Genomic DNA, 19,003 nt, shown 5'->3' with positions numbered 1-19,003 from the left:
GTAGCGGTTGTGTTCGAGACTACTCGGGCGGTCGCGTTAGAGATCGTCGCTCTCGTACTATCTGGCCATCGCGTCGGCGTACCCGTCCTCTCCCTGACCCGCTCCGACGATGAGGGACGAAAATTATTAATATGGATGGAAAGTGGTACTACGTACCTAGGTCACACGATGAACTTTATTGAGGCATTTAACAGGACAGTTCGGTGCTATTCGGGGAAAACAGCGGTTGTCACCGACGACGGGTGGAGCGAAACGTACGGGGAACTCGACCGCCGAACGTCTCGGCTGGCGAACGCGCTTGCAGCGCGCGCTGGGAGCGCACGAGTCGCGACCCTCTCCTGTAACGGGATCCTTCCGCTCGAGACGATGATCGCGAGTCACAAACGCGGTATCGCAAACGTCCAGTTGCCGTTTCGGGAGAGTCCGGGGGGTCTCGTCTCGATGCTCGAGCCGACCGGGGCGACGACGTTACTCTTCGACGATTCGAACGCCGAAAAGGCGCTTGCGGTACTCGATCGAACGGATATCGAGACCGCGATTCACCGTGGCGACGCCGAGGTCGACCACGACGGGGTCGAGTCCTACGAGGCGGTGATCGAGGACGCCTCGAGCGGGGCTGTCGAGACCAACACCGCGTTCGAACATGGAATCTTCTACACCAGCGGCACGACGAGTACGCCGAAGGCCGTGTTGCACGATCAGGAATCGATGTGGCTCGGAAGCACGCAGGTCGTCATGGAGATGGGCATCGACGAGTCGGATATCGCGCTCGTCGCGTCGCCGTGGTATCACATGGTGACCTGCGACGCGTGGATGCTCCCGCACATTCAGGCCGGCGCGACGATGGTGATTCAGACGCACTTCGATCCCCAGGAGGCTCTCGAACTCATCGAAACCCACGACGTGACCGGGCTGTTGGCGGTTCCAACCCAGCTTCACGCGTTCGTCGACGCCCAGCGGGACGGCGAGTACGCGGTCGACGCCCTCTCGTACATTCGAACTGGCGGCTCGATCGTCACCGAATCGCTCGTTGGGGCCGTCTCCGAACACCTCACGCCGAACGTCTACAATACGTACGGACTGACCGAAGGAGGCCCGAACCTCACCTACGCTCCGCCGTCGCTCCAGATCGAGCATCCCGGCACGATCGGCAACGAATCGTTCATGTGGGAGCTTCGAGTCGTCGAACCGGCGGAAACGGCTGATTCGCTCGACCCCACCGCGACGGTCGGGCGTGGCGAGACAGGCGAAGTGCTCGCCCGTGGCGAGGGGGCGACCGAGGGCTATCTCGGCCGACCCGAGGCGACCGAACAGCTCTTCGTCGGCGAGTGGCTCCGAACCGGCGATATCGCGGAAGTCGACTCCGACGGCAATCTCCACATCGTCGGCCGCGCCGACAACATGATCGTCAGCGGCGGCGAAAACATCTACCCGGAGGAAGTCGAAGAAATCCTCGAGGGATACGACGCTATCGACGAAGCGGTCGTGATCGGCCTGCCGGACGACCACTGGGGCGAGCGAGTGGCCTGTGTCGCCTGTGTCGGTGCCGAAACCGCAGTCAGCGAGGACGCTCTCGACGCGTTCTGTCGGGAACACGATCGGCTGGCGAACTTCAAGCGACCACGAGAGTACGTTCTGACGGGCGAACAACTGCCGCGGACGGATACTGGAACGATCGAACGCGAGACCGTTTCGCGCGAGTTCTTCGAAGTCGAATAGCAAATTTCCGGCGTTTGTATCGGTTCCGTTTCCGCTGTGAGACGCGCTCCCTTGGGAATCCCTTCGAACCATTGACTCATTCCCAACAGCACTATTATTATCGTCACGAACCACTACCAAGCATGGTCAGCGAGATTGCCCCAGACGTATACGACATCACAGTACACGACGACGGCAATGGCCGGTATCGAGCGTTTTTCTTTGACTTCCCCGTTCCGACTCTCGTCGATACCGGACTGGCCGATACCACGGACGCGCTTGTCGACGGTCTTGAGGAGATTGGGACCGACCCCGAACGTGTCGTCATCACCCACGGCGACGGTGACCACATCGGCGGCCTTGAGGCCGTTCGAGACCGGTACGATGTCGAAACGTGGGTGCCGGCTCAGACGGACGTCGACGAGTCGCTCGTCGACCGGAGATACTCCTCGGGCGATACCATCGGCCCGTTTTCGGCCGTCCACGTTCCCGGCCACACGCGGGACAATCACGCTTTGATCGACGAAGAGAGTGGTATTGCCGTTCTCGGAGACGCCATGTTCGGCTCGGATGCCCGCGGACTCCCGGCGGGATACTTCGTCCTCCCGACTGGGTTTTACTCCGAAGACCTCCTCGAGGCCGACGAAAACCTCGAGCGGTTGCTCGAGTTCGAGTTCGATGTCGGGCTCGTGTATCACGGCTCGTCCGTGCGATCGGATGCGAGTTCGAAGCTCTCAGAGTTCGTGGACTTCGTCGGCAAACCACAGTGAGCAGCCGACCCGATTTCGCCGCTCCGAATCGATGTGTTAAAGATGCGCTTCCGATTATTCCATTCAGTCAGTAGTTCTCGTCCATCGGCGGCCAGTAGTTATTTGGGATCTCTCTGGATAGAACTCTACAAATGACTGATGGGAACCTGTTGCTTCAACCGTTCGACGGCGCCGAAACGAACGGCGACGACCTCGAGTTAGAGCAGCTACGAAAACAGCGCGACTTCTGGCGAGGAATGTTCGACGACCTCGTGGCCGAATTTCCTGAACCGGTCGTCGTTGTGGACGACGATGGAACGATCACCCACTGGAACGACGCCCACGTCGAAATGACCGGGATCACGAAAGACGACGCCATCGGAAACGAGGCGATGGACGTCATCGGGACCGACGGTGTCACCGAAACGTTAGCCGAAGAAATCGCCCGAACTGGTGAACCGATTCGAGAAGAGCAAATTCGGTCCGGCGAAAGCGACGGCGATAGCTGGCACATTCGCGCAGCTGGCGTCCCCTTGCGGTCGCCGGAGGGCGACTCCGTCGGTGCGTTCGAGTACGTCTCTATCGTCACGGATCTGGTCGAACAACGCAAAGAATTAGAACGCGTACAGACCGCAATCACCGAGACCGTCGAGGGTGCGGTCGACGACTTGTTGGCCGCCGCCGAGACGAACGCCGACACGACCGAGGAAGTGGATAAACTGGCCGAGGATCAGGTCGAAAACCTCGTCGAAGTCAGAAACGAGATGGAAGCGCTCTCGGCGACCGTCGAGGAGATTTCCGCGAGCGCCGAGGAGGTCAGCAGCCAGAGCGAGGCCGCGGCCGAACTGGCCGAGGAATCGAAAGAGGCGACCGGCGAAATCGTCACGATGATCGACGACGTCCGCGGTGCCACCGATACGCTTTCGGAAAGCAGTCGTAACTTAGCCCAACGGATGAAAGAGATCGACAAAGTCGTCGACGTTATCGATCAAATCGCCGACGAGACGAACTTGCTCGCGGTCAACGCCAACATTCAGGCGGCACAGGTTGATGCCGGTGCCGAAGGGTTCGCCGTCGTCGCCGACGAGGTCAAAGAACTCGCCGATCAGTCGAAAGAAGAAGTCGAAACGATCGAGGATATCGTCAACGCGGTCGGTGAGAACACGACCGAAACCATCGACAGCGTCGAAACCACGATCGATCGCGTCGACAAGGCGATCGAACGAGCGCGGACGGTCGACGACAAACAGTCCGATATTTTAGACGCAGTCGAAGAAGCGAGTACGGGTATCGAGCAGATAGCCGGAGCGACCGACGATCAGGCTGCAACCGCCGAAGAAGTCGCGACGATGCTCGGTCGGTCCGTCGACCAGATCGAAGACGTCGCGGACGAAATCGAGACCCTCGCAGCGACGAACGACCAGCAGGCTGCGAAGGTACGTGAGGTCCGCGACGACGTTCGGGAACTCGAGTCCGACCTGTCGTAACTACTGCGACGTTTCTTCTATACCGCGGCGTTCGACTGCACTATGGCGTTCCGATTCTTATAGCGTTGTCACGAGTACGAGTCGAGAAAAATATTTAAGTGGTTTTGCTGTCTCCGTTTCGATGAATGCGTAATCGCAGCATCGGGAGCGTCCCGAATCTCGATGAGTACCTCGAGACGAATCTATCGATTCTTGGAATCACCAGTTTCCTCGAGACGGTTCTATCCCGACGCCGTGATCTGCTGTCCGGATCGTGCAATCACTACTGATGACTACGAACCCAAACACTTCACCCGACGACGGCACAGCCACACCAGCGACCGACCCGAGAGCGGACTACGAGTACGTTTCCGCAGACGTCGACCGTCCCGGACTCGTCGACGACCTGCGAGCGCGTATCGACGGCGATGTCCGGTTCGATACGTACACGCGAAACCTCTACGCGACTGATGCGAGCGCGTACGAACAGACGCCGATCGGTGTCGTCTTCCCGGCCGCGACCGACGACGTTGCGGCGGTCGTCTCCTACTGTGCACAAAGAGAGATTCCCGTGCTCCCGCGCGGGGGCGGTACGAGCCTGGCCGGCCAGGCGGTCAACGAGGCCGTCGTGCTCGATTTCACACGCCATATGGATCAGATCCTCTCCGTTTCTCCCGCAGACGAACGTGCACGCGTTCAGGCCGGGACGGTGCTCGACGATCTCAACGAAACGCTCGCCCCACACGATCTGAAGTTCGCGCCCGACCCTGCGGCCGGTAACCGAAGCGCCGTCGGCGGTGCGATCGGCAACAACTCGACCGGCGCACACTCGCTCGTCTACGGAAAGACCGACGCCTACATCGAGGAGGTCGAAGCGGTTCTCGCGGACGGGACCGTGACGACGCTCGGCGAACGATCCGTCGACGAAATCCGCCGGGGAGCCGATCCGGACGGCGACGTTCTCGAGCGAGTTTACGCACAGATCGCGGCGATCCTTGACGACCAGGCGGAAACCGTCCGCGAGCGATTCCCCGACCTCAAGCGCAACGTGTCCGGCTACAACTACGACGTGCTCGTCGAGGAAGCCCAAACGGGAACCGTCAATCTCGCGCGGTTGCTGGCCGGGAGCGAAGGGACGCTCGCGATCGTGACCGCGGCGACGGTGTCTCTCGAGCCCGTCCCCGAGACGAAGTCGGTCTCGCTGTTGTTCTACGAGAGCGTCCTCGAGGCCGTGACGGACGTCCAGTACGTCCTCGAGCACGAGCCGGCGGCCGTCGAACTGATCGACGACGTGTTGCTCGGATTGGCTCGCAACACCGCGGAGTTCGAGGAGGCGGCGTCGCTCGTTCCGGCGGATGCGGAGGCGGCGTTGCTCGTCGAGTTCTACGCGACCGACGACGATCATGGCCGGGAGCAGACCGCCGGCCTCCTCGCGGATCGAGTGCCGGAAGGTAGCGACGAGGCTGCGAACACGCCGCCGTCGGATCATCCACGCACTGACGACCGAATCGCGTTCGCCGGACTCGAGGCCCACGAGAAGGGCGAGCGAAAGATGTTCTGGACCCTTCGGAAGGCCGGCCTTCCGATCTTGCTCTCGAGAACGTCCGACGAAAAACACATCAGCTTTATCGAAGACTGCGCCGTTCCGCCCGAACACCTCCCCGAGTTCGTCGAGCGGTTTCAGGCGCTGCTCGCCGAGAAGGATCGTGACGACGACGCGGCGTTCTACGCCCACGCGGGGCCGGGGGTCTTACACGTTCGCCCGCTCGTGAACACGAAAGCCGACCGCGATCGGGAGGATATGCTCGCCATCGCCGACGAGGTTACCGACATGGTCGTCGAGTTCGGCGGCAGCGTCTCGGGCGAACACGGCGACGGCCGCGCGCGAACCCAGTGGAACCACAAACTCTACGGGGACGAACTCTGGCAGTCGTTTCGCGATCTGAAGACCGCCTTCGACCCCGACTGGCTGCTCAACCCGGGGAACGTCTGTGGCGACCACGACATGACCGAGCATCTCCGATACGACGACGAATACACCTACGATGCCGGTTTTGAACCCTCCCTGAACTGGGAGAACGAAAACGGAATGCAGGGGATGGCGGAACTCTGTCACGGCTGTGGCGGCTGCCGTGGCGATCAGGAAACCACCGGCGGCGTCATGTGTCCGACCTATCGGGCCGCAGACGAGGAGATCACGGCGACCCGCGGCCGCGCGAACCTCCTGCGCCAGGCGATGAGCGGCGACCTCCCGGACGATCCGACCGACGACGAGTTCGCCGAAGAGGTACTCGACCTCTGTATCGGCTGTAAGGGCTGTGCTCGAGACTGCCCGAGCGAGGTCGATATGGCCAAGCTCAAAACCGAAGTTATGCACGCACGTCACCAAGAACAGGGTGCGGGCCTGCGGGACAAACTGTTCGCGAACTTCGATTCGCTCGCCGCGCTCGGAAGCACGCTCGCGCCCGTTTCCAATCTCGCACAGTCGATTCCGGGGTCGCAGTTGCTGGCCGAAAAGACGGTGGGAATCGCTCGAGAGCGCTCATTGCCTACTTTTCAAGGGGAGACGGTACAGGACTGGTTCGCCGCACGCGGCGGCCCGCGGGTTCCGGAATCCGAGGCGACCCGCAAGGCCGTCTTCTTCGTCGACACCTACACCAACTACGTTCATCCGGACGTGGGCAAAGCCGCCGTCACGGTACTCGAGGAAGCCGGCGTTCACGTCGATATCGCCGATCGAACGGGTAGCGGTCGACCGCCGCTTTCGAAGGGATTCATCGACATCTCTCGCGACGCAATGGAGAAAAACGTCGCCGAACTCGCTCCCCGCGTCCGGGACGGCTGGGACGTCGTTCTCGTCGAACCGTCGGATGCGGTGATGTTCCAGTCCGACGCGCTTGATCTCCTCTCCAGCGATCGAGTTTCGTCCGTCGCCGCCAACTCCTACGGAATCTGCGAGTACATCGATCAGTTCCGTCTCGACGACGCTATCGAGTGGGATGCACCGGACGACTCGCTCGCCTACCACGGCCACTGCCACCAGAAGGCGGTCAAAAAGGACCATCACGCCGTCGGCGTGCTCCGTCGCGCCGGGTACGACGTGGACCCGCTCGATTCCGGCTGCTGTGGTATGGCCGGAACGTTCGGCTACGAGGCCGAACACTACTCCATGAGCACCGCGATCGCCGATATCCTTCTCGAGCAGATCGACGCGAGCGAGGCGGCGGTCGTCACCGCTCCGGGAACGTCCTGTCGGACCCAACTCGACGACAGCGATCTCGATCCCGTTCCCTCGAGCAGTTCCCTCGGAGGGACCGCACTCGAGGGAAGCACTCCTCCCACGCCGATCGAACTCCTCGCGCACGCGGCGGCTCGATAGGCCCAGTGTATTGGGAAGTGTTCGACATAATTGTTAACTTTCCGCGCTCTCCTTGTTCGAACATGGCTTATCAAATCGTCTCTCCCGACGATATCGAACCACTGGACGACCGCCCGGTCGATGCGCGTTCGATTTCCGCCGCTGCGGGACTCGAAAACGTTGGACTCCGGCTGTACACCGCTGAGCCCGGCGAGCAACTACCGCTCGCGTATCACTATCACGACGAACAGGAGGAAATTTTCTACGTTCTCGACGGAACGTTGCACGTGGAGACTCCCGATGAGGAATTCGTCGTCGAACCCGGGACGGCGTTCATCGCCGAACCGGGGAACCCCCATCGAGCGTTTAACCCTGAATCTGGCTCTGATCCCGTAGAAGTACTCGCTCTCGGCGCACCCGCGGTGGATGATGCACACCCCTACGAAGAGTAACGACCAGCTCGGATCAGCACCGCTTTCATCGGAATCCGTCGTGCTCGAGGATATTTCCAGTCCGTGCTGTGGCTCATGTTCTACGATCTAGTTTCAGCTACGATCCAATTCTATCAAAATACATCAAATATATCTATATTAGTAATTTTGACCCCTGTCTTTGCCCGCCTCCCGTGAAGCTCCGGTTCGAAACCCGGGTCTTCTCGGTATTTTTCCTCTGTGACCGTGCTGTATACGTTTTGGGACGATCATGACCGATATATTCGTAGGATCGATTGCACTATTGAAACTCAGCAGATATCAGGCAGTATTTTCTAACAGTACTAAGAAAACATCGTATTTATGTGATATTCGGCTGGGTAATATGCATTTCTATTCTCATATCTGCGAAATTGGGGCTGGGGTTATTATCCATAATATTAGATACGATATCTAGTAAACAGCCTAAATAGACAGAAATAATATGTCTTGTAGGGCGCTTTTGAAGACACGCTATCGTTGACGTTTCGGATTCCTCTCTCAAGTGTGTCATCTCTGGAGATACAGCGAATCGATCGCCGGTGTTACACCTGTATGGGCGTAAACTATGGATATACTAAAAGAGACGATTTCGTAATAATCGTCCCGTGCCTGTTCCCGAACGAGATCCACCGCTTCGGATCGCGTCGAACACACTCTGTTGCTTTCGGTGCGAGTTCCGGTACCTGCCCTCAGATAGGCGAACTCATGGCTTTTGCCCCACGTCAGTGCGTCCTCGAGCGTGACGTGTTTCAACTCACATATATTCGCTGTAGAGAAACGATTGAGTGGTAGTGTGCTCTCTCAGTACTGATGTGATTCCACCGTAAAATCGTTGTTGACGGGCTATAACTCACTTATCTGCTATTGTTCACTTCTACTAGTGGATGCTTAGACGAGTCATATCGACGTATAAACGTCTATAGGTTCTAATTTACTCGGTAGAGATACTCTATTCTCTGTAGACGAACGAAACAAGAAAATGCTGCCGCAACAAACAAACGGTGATCGAAAAACTGGCCGAGTGGTGTTCTCGAGGCGGTAGTGCGTGTACTCTTTCCGAACAGGATCGTTTATTATAGTTTGTGTTCGCTATTAGCGAAATTCGAGTCTGCTAAGTCTCACCCCGCAAGTATCACAGGAATCGAATTCACATTTCGACTATCCCATTGATTCCAGACGCACTCGTGTACGGGTGTGTGCAATAAATCGTGTTCAGCTACGACTGGACGTTGTTGGACGATTCGCGCTTTCCTAGGATACTGACATCTTCTCGAAGGAACCAGTGTTAACAGAACACCGGAATCGGTGGTCTCTTCGACCCCTATTGTGGTAGGTGACGAAAATAATATGTAATAATCATTACTATAGTATATGTCCCGACATATGATCGATGTTTTTAAGACCCATGATACTGCTTGTCGAACTATGTTTAGTGGTCAGGCATGGGAGGATGACGAACATGTATCAGGATCCGCGGTGGACCCTGAAGAAAAGTCGATAGATGATGTCGACTTTATTACCAAAGAAGTACGCCCGACGCTCAAGTTTATCGTCGCGTTTCTCGTGGGTGGCTTCGTTTTCCTGTTGCCGGTCCAGTGGGATGGGCAGACGACGATTCCACTCGACGTCATGATGACGCTTATACAGGAGGCGTCGATGCTCGGTGTGGAACTGTTCTCGTTCACGCTGATCGCGGCGGGCGGACTTTTCACGACCGTCGCGGAACTGCATTACCGCGGCATACTCACCGTCAGCGAGCGCACCGAAAAACGCCTTCAGTTGGATTACTGGCAAACATCCGCGTTGTTCTGGCTCCTTCGAATCGTCGCGGTCTTTCTGGCGATCGGCGTCTTACTAGAAGTCGGACCCGGCTGGCTGTTCGCCGAACCTGTCGTCGCGACCGCCTGGGGAGCACTCGTGATTACGGTCGCGCTCGTTATCCCGCTCGGTGCGATCTTCGTCAATCTGCTCGCTGAACTCGGGGGCCTCCAGTTCGTCGGCACGCTCGCTCAACCCCTCATGCGCCCGGTGTTCAACCTCCCCGGTCGTTCAGCTCTGGACAGCGCCGCCTCGTGGCTGGGCTCGTTCAGTATCGGGTACTACCTCACGCGAAACGTCTTTGACCGCGGCGGATACAACAAACGAGAGGTGTTCGCGATCTGTACGTGCTTCGCAACTGCCAATCTGGGGACCGTCGGCGCAGTCGCAGCGGTACTCGAGATTTTGCATCTGTTCCCCGTCGTCGTCTTGCTGTACGTTATCGCTACCCTCGTCGTCGGAGCAATTCTCATCCGACTGCCGCCGCTCTCGACGGTGCCCGAGGAATACATCGCAGAGCCCGATCCGGAACCACAGTTCGCCGGAACGGCCGGTGATTACGTCCGCTTTGCGTTCAACGAGGGCGTCAGAACCGCGAGACAAGGCGACTCGATCCTTCGCTCGGCCATCACCGGTTTCATCGACGGTGCGAAGCTGGCCGGAATGATCGTCGGAACCGTACTGACGATTGCAATGGCCGTTCTCCTCGTCGAACAGAACACTCAATTCTTCGAGTACGTTGCTGCGCCGTTCGTTCCGCTCATGAACATTCTCGGCATCCCGGATCCGGAGATGGCGGCGATCGGGATTATCCTCGGCGGCGCCGAGTACTTTATCGGGGCGACGTTCGTCGTCGAGGCAGATATCCTCACGAAGGTGTTCGTCGTGGTCGTTACGAGCGGCCAGGCGATTTTCTTTGCGGCCTCGGCACCCATGATGGTCGATATGTTCGATGATATTCCGATGCGGTTCCGTGACCTATTCGTGCTACTGATCCTCCGGACCGCCCTTCTCGTTCCCATCTCCGCAGTACTGGTCCACGCGGCCGTGGCGCTTGGCCTACTCTGAGGACGAGGTGTGATCGTTCGAACGCAGTAGACTCTCCCTGCTTTCGTCTACTACCGCTATTTCATCGCGACGTGATCCGTTCCTGTACCTCGTGTAGACGACCATCGTACCCGCCCACCGGTGGGTTTTCCCCAGCGTGTGGTTTCGCCTCCAGCGCGTGACCGGGTTCGTCCAGAACGATTCGATACAGTGACCACTCGAGAAGGTGTTATTTGCTCGTCGAAAATATGGCGGTTGGTCGATTATTCCGCCGTTTCGAGTAGTACCGTTCGATCCGATTTCAAAATCACGTTCTGGGTGACGCTTCCGAATAGCGCCTTCCCGGTTGGCGATCGCTTTCGCCCAGCGAGGCTGATAATGTCGGCATCGATTTCCTCGGCCTTCTCCAAGATGTTTCGGGTGGCATCTCCGCTCGACTGGCTCACTTCGATATCGAATCCTTCCTTCTCGAGTCGACGTTTGGCTTCCGCTACTGACTTGAGGGCGTTTGCATCTGCGCCCTCGTCGTCCGCCCGGAACACGTGATAAAGGACGACGTTGGTTTCTGCCGTTTCTATCGGTAACGAGATGAGGGACTCGGCCTGTGCTTTTGCTCGCGCGACGTCTGTGTCGATGCTGAGTAGTATTGTTGTCATGTATCGTGACTTCCCTGGTGTGGCTGATAGAACGATTTACCTTCACTGTCCGGCTTTCCGTATAGGTGTCTCATTATTTCCCAGCGCTATATGCCTTTTTGCTGGGCACTATACACCTTGTCGCGCTCGATTTTTGTGACTACTTATCTATTAGATTGACTCACATGAAGTCGATAGGAGAGAGGGTTTTTCTATACGGTCACTCTACGGGCGAGTATGACGCAGTGCCCGGAGCACACTGTGAGGAACTTGAGTACCCCGTCAACGGACTCTGCGGGCGAGCGCTGGCCCATCTCTCACGGCGCGCTCGTACACGAGCAGGCCGATAGAGAATCATCTCGAATACCCGGCCGTCACGGACTGTTTTTCGCGTTTCGGTCGCAGTACGAGACCATGGTAGTCGGATCGAACTAGCGAGATAGTTGGATTCCTCAGTACACGTCAAAATCGATCATGCGGTCTGGTCGGGAGCTAAAACCCACTTCAGTTGGTCGTCCTCTCGAGTTCCTCCGTCTTTACATCCCTTCCAACCGATTGACTCGGACTCCCTTCGAACCGGTCCTCGGTTTGAGGGGTATCATTGCTGGCTCTTGTTACATTTGCTTGTGGTCCTCCCGATCTTCGATATAGCGATATACACTATATCTTCTCGTGGGTGCCTTCGGTCAGCGAAATTGTGTGACGGTTCCGGGCTTTGCGGTAGAGGCTATTAGAGTGTGAGTTCAGGATCTGGCGGTCGAGTGTCCCAATCGGGTATTCTCTACGCAGCCAGCTATGATTGCCCTCATCGATTTCCGTTCGGTACCTTTGAGTACCGTGTCCGTGGCTATTCGTGGGTTTTCTGTGATCCTCTGTTGTGTACCGTGGGTTCGTATTGTTGATTTTAGCACTCTATCATATACTTCACCAACCCGAGAACGTATACCGATCGCAGATTCCTGTGATTTAGGGTGTGTCGACGTGGTCGTCGGTTGGATAGATCCGCTTTCATTGAAGGACCATATTGACCGCGGCGGTCAGTAGCTTATCAAACTATTTTCCTATCCGATTTATCTGTATCCGCCTATCTCTCGTTGTCATTGTTCTGTCTTGGTAGTGGGAACAAGTGTCGCTCCGGGTGAGCACAATCAAACATCGCAAGGAACTGAACCACTGCTCTGTAAACTATAATTGTTCGGTAGAATCGAACCTGTCACGTGTTGCAATCATTTATATTGGGCATTTATTACCATGGCTTGTTCCTTCCGTATTCTTCGTCCAATCGAATGTATCGTTTTAATCTTTTGAATGGTTCTATCATACGTTTCAAGTATCTACTTGTTTTGTGTATCTCCTCCACTTGTTAGATACAATTGGTTGTTTCAAATGGTGGGTGCATACAATTGATTCAAATGGTGGTTACAAACGCACCATTCAAATGTTTGGTGTAGGTGTTTGGTGTGGTTGTTTACATCGTGTGTGTGGGTCGGTTGTGTGGTCTGTTCGAGTGATCTGGAGAAAACTTATAGTTGATGCCTACAATGAAACTCATACATGCTTTCATACGCGGTATACAGCGAGGCGGGCGGCGTCGGAAAAACGACGCTCAGTGCGAATCTGGCGGTAGCACACGCTCGTGCAGGGCTGGACGTTCTCGTCGTTCCACTCGACCCACAGGATGGTGACCTGAGTTACTTATTTGATGTCGACCAGGACCGGGCGGATACCGAGACGGACACGCTGGTCCACCATCTCGTCGGCCGTGCAACCGGTGAATTTAGCGATATCGTACAAACGGTCGAACACGGCGTCGATATCGTTCCGGAACACAATCGCCTCGAGGATCTCGGCGAAGCGCTGCGAAAAGAGCAAGAGGCCCGAAGCGACTTCGGCGAGTCGTTCCCGATGTGGACACAGTTACAGCGCGTGCTTCGCGAGGCGAACATCCACAATCACTACGACGTACTAATCGTCGACCCGCCTGCCAGCTCGGGCCCGCATCTGTACAACGCTCTCGACGCGACCCGGAATCTCGTACTTCCGCTCGAGCCATCGGGCAAGGGGCAGGCTTCCGTCAGCGGCCTCGACGATCTCGTTTCGAACCTCGAGGACCAACTCGAGATCAACATCGGTGTCCTCGCCGCAGTCCCGAACCGATTCAAGGGGACTCGCGATCAGGACAGTATCATCGAAGAGATCGAAACGCAGGGGTTCGACGTTCCGGCGATTCTCCGTGATCGGACGTCGTTACTTGAGGGCTGTTGGCGCAAGCGCTGTAGCGCGTTTACGTACGTGCGCGAACACCGGGATCGCCGACGGGACTACGAACTCGACACGCTCGAGAAATTCGACCGGTTGGCCCGACATCTCGAAAAACAGGGTGATATCGAAGCACCGACTCCACCCCAGCCTGGCTCTCTCGAACGCGAGGAAACGGAGGTCCGCGCATGACCGGTCTTAAATCGGGTTCCGGCGACGACCTGTGGGGAGATGATACGGAGACAACCGACGACACGGACCAGGACACGGAATCGACCGAAGCGGATCGTTCGGACGAACGCACGTCGGCTTCCGGTCGATCCGATCGCGCGTCCAGTAGTGCTGATTCCCCAGCAGAAGAGGCGTCAGCCACTGCATCGACGTCTGGGGGCAGTTCGGAATCGTCTCGAGAGCGCTCGACCACCACTTCCGAGAGCCGAACCCAGGGTGAGCAGTCCCACTCTTACATTGTTCGTCGCGCAATTCAGGACAAATCCGTCCAGTTCGAACGCGACGAACGACTCACGTTTTTCGTTCACGACGACGTTATCGAGGGAGAACGCGATCTCATCACCGAACTCGAGTCGACACTCGGCCGCGACGTTCCGAAGTTCGATGTCCGCGAGGCAGTCTACCGCGCGGCACTACGCAATCAAGACGACGTCCTCGAGGAACTGCTCTCGATGGGGTATTCTCAGGAGTAACGCTATCTGTTAAACCATATAGTGCTATATTGATTGGGGTCAGAGATGCGGATCGTCGAAGCCGTTCACGAATCCACTGAGCGAGGTAGTTTGGTCATCCTTAAGCGGGTTTGTACGGACCGACACACAACGGAAGGCGGTAGCGAGCAGGACCCAGTATAGCTGTTCGTCCCGTACTTGAGGACTACGACCGATCGCTCGTAGCTAACAGAGAGCGTTTCGGAGTCGTCTGTCTGTCGTTACACCAGGTCGAGCGTCCACCGCTGGTTGGCGTTCTCGATGCGGTAGGTGCCGTCGCCGTTGTCGATGATATGCCAGTCCTGGGTCGCGTGGCCCGTGTCGGCATATTGCTGGACGGTCGCGCCGTCGCTCGTTCCGGCGCTGGCGACCTCGAGGCGCTTGCCGCTGTTGACGTTCGTGATCGTGTAGGTTCACTCGCTGATGCCGATACCGCTGGTGACGTCGCTGCAATCGTAGCTTCCGGTGCCCGGCATTGGACTCTGCGTGCTCGGTGTCCCGTCACAGGCGACGACCGGCCAGTCGTTCTCCCACTGAATTCGATCGATCATCATCGTGCGATCTTCACGGTTCTCCGTGGCCTCGACGTGGTAGAGCATCCACCAGTCGCCGTTCGCGTCCTGAATCGCGGTGTTGTGGCCCGGCCCGGTGAACTCCTCCGTTCCGCTGAGGACCGCCACGCCGCTGTGGTGCTCGTTCAGGTCGCGCAGGTCGGTCCCGTTCTGGTTGTAGTAGGGGCCGAAGAACGACTCGGAGCGGCCGACCTCGACCTCGTAGGTGCTGTCGTAGCCCTCACAGCAGTGGCCGGTCGAGTAGAACAGGTAGTAGTAGCCGTTCTCTTGGATGATCATCCCGCCTTCGCGGTTGTCACCGGCCAAGTGGAACGTCGTGTCCGGGACGTAGTCCATCCCGTCGCCCGTGAGTTCGACGCCGTAGAATCCGTAAAAGCTCCCCCAGACCATGTAGGGGGTACCGTCGACGACGCGGAACTCCGAATCGATACAATTGGTCATTCCGAGATCTTCGGCCCTGAACACCGGTCCCTGATCCTCGAACGGACCGGCCGGCGAGTCCGCGATCGCGACGCCGATCCCGGGGTTGTCCTGACTTCCCCACGTCGAGTATGAGTAGTAGAGGTAGTACTGGCCGTTGTAGTAGTTGATGTCGGGCGCCCAGACGCCTGCGTCGGGGTCGTCGCGCCAGTCGGGGTAGCTGTCGAACGCCGAATCGATGTACGTCCAGTTCGCCAGATCGTCCGAAGTCGCGATCGGAACGATGTCCTCCGGCGTCTCGGTCCCGTACGCGTAGTAGGTGCCGTCGCCGGCCTGAATGACGGTCACGTCACCGAACCCGATCGGACCGACCGGATTGTGGTAATGGGTTGAGCTGTCGTCCGCGACCGCCGACCCGCTCGTCGCGACCGCACCTGCGGTTCCGAGCGCGCTGGCACCGATCGTCTTCAGAACGCTTCGCCGCTCCATGCCTGTGTGATCATGACTATCAACCATGCGGCCGTAACTATCTATACCGGTCTATAATAATTTTTTGCTCATCATCTAGTCATAAAGAACTAATTCGAGAACCGACGAATCGGCTTCGCGATTCGAGGACGTCGCGGCGATCAGCGGTCGTCCGATGTCCCCCGACGGCATCGGGATGGAGGCGACGCTCTTTCACTCTCGAGAAGCAATTTCGAATCCGATTCGGGCTGTGTCGCCGTATCGTAGCCGTTCGAGCGTGGATTCCATAATACGGCGAAAGAAGGGAACGACATTTCGAGAGAGGAGCCGTTTTCGCCACTCCGTCGCGATATCTCGTTATCGGATGATGTACGCAGAACTCGCGCCGGAGTCATCTGAGCCGTGAGACGAGGGCAATCGTGGTCTGGCCATATCGACACGAAGATACGAGCGACCGATGATATTTGGACTATTCTCCATAAAATATCGATTGTCGAAGAATATTTAATGGATGGAAATGAACGACGTTTACATGGGTAATGGTAACAACCACAGGTCCAGTGACAGTCGTATTGACGCCGCTGACACTCGAGGGATCGTCTCTCGTCGACGGTTTCTGGCCCTTCAGTCGATGGTCGTGGCTGGAGCAGCGACCGGGACGGCGGCGGCCGATTCGTACGTTGGATCCGGTGAGGTGATCCAAAACACCGTCTCGCTGAATCTCTCGGAACGGACGGAGGCGGAAGTTTCCGATCAGTTGTTCGGTCGACTTTGCGAGCACTACGAGTCAGGGACGATCTATCCCGGCGTTTACTCCGAACACGTCAAGAACAACTCGTTTTATCCCAGAACGTGGTCAGCGGACGATCACTTCGGCCCGAAGACGCGCTTCGATCCCGAATCGATAGCCCGACACGAGAACGTCCCGTTTCCGTGGGAGCCCGTCGACGGTTCTGGCGTCGCCTTCGAGCAGCGCGAGGGCGGCGTTGCCGCCGTCGACACGACGAATTACCAGCGGGTCTCCCTCGAGGGCGCTCGCGGCGGAGTTTCCCAGAAGATCGTCCTTCCAGACTTTCGCACGCTGGGCTACGATCTCTCGTTCTCGGTCCGCGGCGACGGTCTCGAGACTGTCAGCGCCGCAATCACGACGCTGGACGGCGAGGTTCTTGCGACTACCGAGGTCGACATAACTGACGACTGGAACCGCCACGAGGTCACCCTCGAACTGAGCGAGGCCAGCGGCGACCAGTACGTCGCCGGATCGGTCGCGAACGTCGACACCCCCTACGGGGAGTACGTCCTCGAGTTCACCGCGGCGGGAAGCGGTCACGTCGACCTCGATTGGATCATGCTCCAAGCGGATGACGCGATCAACGGGAAATTCAACCCGTCGACCGTCGAGTTGATGCGAGAACAGAACACGACCTGGCTGAAGTGGCCGGGAGGGAACTTCACGAGTCAGTACAACTGGCGAGACGGCATCGGCCCGCTCGACGAACGGCCGATGCGCTTCAATCACGCGTGGGGCGGCGTCAATCCGAACTACTTCGGCATCGACGAGTACCTCGAGCTGTGCAAGGTCGCCGATCTCACGCCGCGACTCACCGTCGGCTGGTGGGACAACCCGGGTGAGTGGGCCTCGGAGCGACAGATCCTCCCCGAAGACGCTGCCGATTGGGTCGAGTATTGTAACGGATCGGTGGACACGGATATGGGCGCACTGCGTGCCGAGAACGGCCATCCGGAGCCATACAATGTCGAACACTGGGAGGTCGGCAACGAGGTGTGGGGGCCGTGGCAGCGCGGGCACACCGCCGACCCCTCGGAGTACGCGAGCGGTTCCGAGGAGCGGATCGGGTTCAATGAGTACTACGACTCGATGATGGCCGTCGACGACTCTATCACCGTCCTCGCGGACGGGATGGACCCGGGCTACGACGAAGCGAACACGCCCGATCCGGACGAGTGGAACAGCACGCTGTTCGAGGAGTCGGGCGACCGCCTTAACGGGTTGGACCTACACCGGTATAACTGGGGATCGAGGATCAGGAGGAACGGGACGCGTGGTACGACGAGAACGACGCGGATCCCATCGACTACAACGAGGTGCTCGTCATGTTCCCGACCCAGTTCGGCGTCCTGATGGACGAACTCAGCGCCGAGGCCGCCGCGGCGGGCATCGAGGACTTCCGGATCAACGTCGGCGAATACGGGCTCTTCCCGTCGGTCGACGACGACGCCCCTTATCCCGGTCAGGAGACGATGCCGGGCGGCTCCTACATCGCGGGCATGCTCAACTCGTTCGTCCGGCAGAGCGAGACCGTCGTCGAGGCCTCCCAGACGTGGGTGCCGGTGCGCATGTTCCCGCCGGAGTTCACCGAGTCGCCGCCGGATCCGAACCCGCTAGCACCGGCGGGATCGGTGTTCGGCCTCTACTCGTCGGTGTTCGAGACCAACGCCGAGTGGCACGCGGTCGATACGGACGTCGGCGGCGACGGCCGGAACATCCCCGACACCGGTCCGCGCATTCGACGCATGGAGGACGTCCCATATGTTGACGCCGCCGCAATGCAAAACAAGCGCGGACGGGAACTGTGCGTCTTCCTTACGAACCGAAATCTTCGGGAGCAAAGCGAGGTCACCATCGAACTTCCCAAGCGGTACGCCGGCAAGTCGGTGGCGATCACCCGCCACCGCGCGACCGCGTCCGAGCGACCGCTCCCGCACGACTTCCAGGACTCGTGGGAGGAACCGGACGTCTACACGGTTGACACCGCCATCGAATCCGTCGACCGTGACGGCTCGCTCACGCTTATGGTAGGTCCTGCTTCGGTCGTCCGGCTCCTCGTGGACAACGACCACGGCCGCCCAGCGACGATCGATGACGACGGGGTGTGGTCCGGTCTCAATGGGAGTGATTCCGACTGCCGTCGGGGCCGGAGACGCCCGTCTCGGTGAAATCAGCTCGAGCACCGTTCGTCTTGATAAAACCAGTCGACTCGTGGATGACTGTCGCCGCGTCGCTTTCGTTTGACGACGCAATCAACGTCGGTTGGAACGACTTTCTCCAGCTGTGAGTTGTAGACGGGATAAGAATCAGTTGTTCCCCGAAGAGCGACGGATACGTCATCATCGATTGAAACGGTGCAGCCAAAATCCTGACCAAATCGTTCTCTGCTGTATACCATATAAATGGTAGTGGAAAACAAAATTCTTCTATATAGAACAGATGTCTGGTATCGCGACCCTCATGGATATACAGGAATATGATTGTAAATGGATTCACTTTGCAATGGTGAATCCATTCAGAGATCAATC

14 protein-coding genes are annotated in these 19,003 nt (G+C 58.0%); 11 read left to right on the top strand and 3 right to left on the bottom strand.

From position 1 onward, the window contains the following. Positions 1 to 168 precede the first annotated feature (168 nt). The 7 genes from HALLA_RS15905 to HALLA_RS15880 all read left to right on the top strand — a co-directional run bounded on the left by HALLA_RS15905 (position 169) and on the right by HALLA_RS15880 (position 10,630). Positions 169 to 1,719: a class I adenylate-forming enzyme family protein gene (locus tag HALLA_RS15905; RefSeq protein ID WP_049954464.1), complete on the top strand. Its 1,551-nt coding sequence runs from the start codon at positions 169 to 171 to the stop codon at positions 1,717 to 1,719. A 122-nt stretch (positions 1,720 to 1,841) separates the two neighbouring features. Further along, complete coding sequence (locus HALLA_RS15900) at positions 1,842 to 2,468, top strand: MBL fold metallo-hydrolase (protein WP_049954463.1); 627 nt, start codon at positions 1,842 to 1,844, stop codon at positions 2,466 to 2,468. Between the two features lie 131 nt (positions 2,469 to 2,599). Next, positions 2,600 to 3,934: a methyl-accepting chemotaxis protein gene (locus HALLA_RS15895; protein WP_084569072.1), complete on the top strand. Its 1,335-nt coding sequence runs from the start codon at positions 2,600 to 2,602 to the stop codon at positions 3,932 to 3,934. A 125-nt stretch (positions 3,935 to 4,059) separates the two neighbouring features. Continuing rightward, complete coding sequence (locus HALLA_RS20725) at positions 4,060 to 4,203, top strand: hypothetical protein (RefSeq protein WP_157231414.1); 144 nt, start codon at positions 4,060 to 4,062, stop codon at positions 4,201 to 4,203. Further along, a complete protein-coding gene (locus HALLA_RS15890) occupies positions 4,203 to 7,292 on the top strand; it encodes an FAD-binding and (Fe-S)-binding domain-containing protein (RefSeq protein ID WP_049954462.1) in 3,090 nt (1,029 codons plus the stop codon). Before HALLA_RS20725 ends, HALLA_RS15890 begins: the two co-directional genes overlap by 1 nt. Positions 7,293 to 7,354: 62 nt before the next feature. Further along, complete coding sequence (locus tag HALLA_RS15885) at positions 7,355 to 7,723, top strand: cupin domain-containing protein (RefSeq protein ID WP_049954461.1); 369 nt, start codon at positions 7,355 to 7,357, stop codon at positions 7,721 to 7,723. A gap of 1,446 nt (positions 7,724 to 9,169) precedes the next feature. Continuing rightward, on the top strand, positions 9,170 to 10,630 hold the full coding sequence (locus HALLA_RS15880) for a YjiH family protein (protein WP_049954460.1): 1,461 nt from the start codon (positions 9,170 to 9,172) through the stop codon (positions 10,628 to 10,630). Between the two features lie 242 nt (positions 10,631 to 10,872). Here the strand turns inward: HALLA_RS15880 and HALLA_RS15875 are convergent, their stop codons facing one another. Then, positions 10,873 to 11,265 (bottom strand): universal stress protein, encoded by a 393-nt coding sequence (locus HALLA_RS15875; protein WP_049954459.1) that lies wholly within the window; start codon positions 11,263 to 11,265, stop codon positions 10,873 to 10,875. Between the two features lie 1,533 nt (positions 11,266 to 12,798). On the opposite strand from HALLA_RS15875, the gene HALLA_RS15870 reads away from it, so the two are divergent. Next, positions 12,799 to 13,695: a ParA family protein gene (locus tag HALLA_RS15870; RefSeq protein ID WP_049954458.1), complete on the top strand. Its 897-nt coding sequence runs from the start codon at positions 12,799 to 12,801 to the stop codon at positions 13,693 to 13,695. Next, positions 13,692 to 14,207 carry a hypothetical protein gene (locus HALLA_RS15865; protein ID WP_049954457.1) on the top strand — a complete coding sequence of 172 codons (516 nt, stop codon included), beginning with the start codon at positions 13,692 to 13,694 and terminating at the stop codon, positions 14,205 to 14,207. Before HALLA_RS15870 ends, HALLA_RS15865 begins: the two co-directional genes overlap by 4 nt. Before the next feature lie 239 nt (positions 14,208 to 14,446). On the opposite strand, the gene HALLA_RS21765 is transcribed toward HALLA_RS15865, so the two are convergent. Both HALLA_RS21765 and HALLA_RS15860 read right to left on the bottom strand, forming a co-directional pair. Continuing rightward, positions 14,447 to 14,629 carry an RICIN domain-containing protein gene (locus HALLA_RS21765; protein ID WP_394298876.1) on the bottom strand — a complete coding sequence of 61 codons (183 nt, stop codon included), beginning with the start codon at positions 14,627 to 14,629 and terminating at the stop codon, positions 14,447 to 14,449. 9 nt (positions 14,630 to 14,638) lie between these two features. Then, entirely contained in the window at positions 14,639 to 15,733 is a 1,095-nt protein-coding gene (locus tag HALLA_RS15860; protein WP_394298873.1) for a family 43 glycosylhydrolase, read from the bottom strand. A gap of 484 nt (positions 15,734 to 16,217) precedes the next feature. Between HALLA_RS15860 and HALLA_RS21395 the strand changes: the two genes are divergently transcribed. After that, the gene (locus tag HALLA_RS21395) at positions 16,218 to 17,828 is read left to right on the top strand and encodes a hypothetical protein (protein WP_242406218.1); all 1,611 of its coding nucleotides are present in this window, start codon (positions 16,218 to 16,220) and stop codon (positions 17,826 to 17,828) included. Further along, positions 17,801 to 18,643 carry a hypothetical protein gene (locus HALLA_RS21390; protein WP_242406217.1) on the top strand — a complete coding sequence of 281 codons (843 nt, stop codon included), beginning with the start codon at positions 17,801 to 17,803 and terminating at the stop codon, positions 18,641 to 18,643. The genes HALLA_RS21395 and HALLA_RS21390 overlap by 28 nt, the downstream gene beginning before the upstream one ends. Positions 18,644 to 19,003: the final 360 nt, after the last annotated feature.

The sequence above is a fragment of the Halostagnicola larsenii XH-48 genome (assembly GCF_000517625.1).
Classification (GTDB): domain Archaea; phylum Halobacteriota; class Halobacteria; order Halobacteriales; family Natrialbaceae; genus Halostagnicola; species Halostagnicola larsenii.
Note: the sequence above shows the minus strand (reverse complement) of the source record. Positions and strands in the feature narration are given on the sequence as shown.

Bases quoted from the DNA above. Each gene is read 5' to 3' on its own strand.
- HALLA_RS15905 (WP_049954464.1), top strand. From the start codon at position 169: ATGAACTTTATTGAGGCATTTAACAGGACAGTTCGGTGCTATTCGGGG.
- HALLA_RS15900 (WP_049954463.1), top strand. From the start codon at position 1,842: ATGGTCAGCGAGATTGCCCCAGACGTATACGACATCACAGTACACGAC.
- HALLA_RS15895 (WP_084569072.1), top strand. From the start codon at position 2,600: ATGACTGATGGGAACCTGTTGCTTCAACCGTTCGACGGCGCCGAAACG.
- HALLA_RS20725 (WP_157231414.1), top strand. From the start codon at position 4,060: ATGCGTAATCGCAGCATCGGGAGCGTCCCGAATCTCGATGAGTACCTC.
- HALLA_RS15890 (WP_049954462.1), top strand. From the start codon at position 4,203: ATGACTACGAACCCAAACACTTCACCCGACGACGGCACAGCCACACCA.
- HALLA_RS15885 (WP_049954461.1), top strand. From the start codon at position 7,355: ATGGCTTATCAAATCGTCTCTCCCGACGATATCGAACCACTGGACGAC.
- HALLA_RS15880 (WP_049954460.1), top strand. From the start codon at position 9,170: ATGTTTAGTGGTCAGGCATGGGAGGATGACGAACATGTATCAGGATCC.
- HALLA_RS15875 (WP_049954459.1), bottom strand. From the start codon at position 11,265: ATGACAACAATACTACTCAGCATCGACACAGACGTCGCGCGAGCAAAA.
- HALLA_RS15870 (WP_049954458.1), top strand. From the start codon at position 12,799: ATGCTTTCATACGCGGTATACAGCGAGGCGGGCGGCGTCGGAAAAACG.
- HALLA_RS15865 (WP_049954457.1), top strand. From the start codon at position 13,692: ATGACCGGTCTTAAATCGGGTTCCGGCGACGACCTGTGGGGAGATGAT.
- HALLA_RS15860 (WP_394298873.1), bottom strand. From the start codon at position 15,733: ATGGTTGATAGTCATGATCACACAGGCATGGAGCGGCGAAGCGTTCTG.
- HALLA_RS21395 (WP_242406218.1), top strand. From the start codon at position 16,218: ATGGGTAATGGTAACAACCACAGGTCCAGTGACAGTCGTATTGACGCC.
- HALLA_RS21390 (WP_242406217.1), top strand. From the start codon at position 17,801: ATGTTCCCGACCCAGTTCGGCGTCCTGATGGACGAACTCAGCGCCGAG.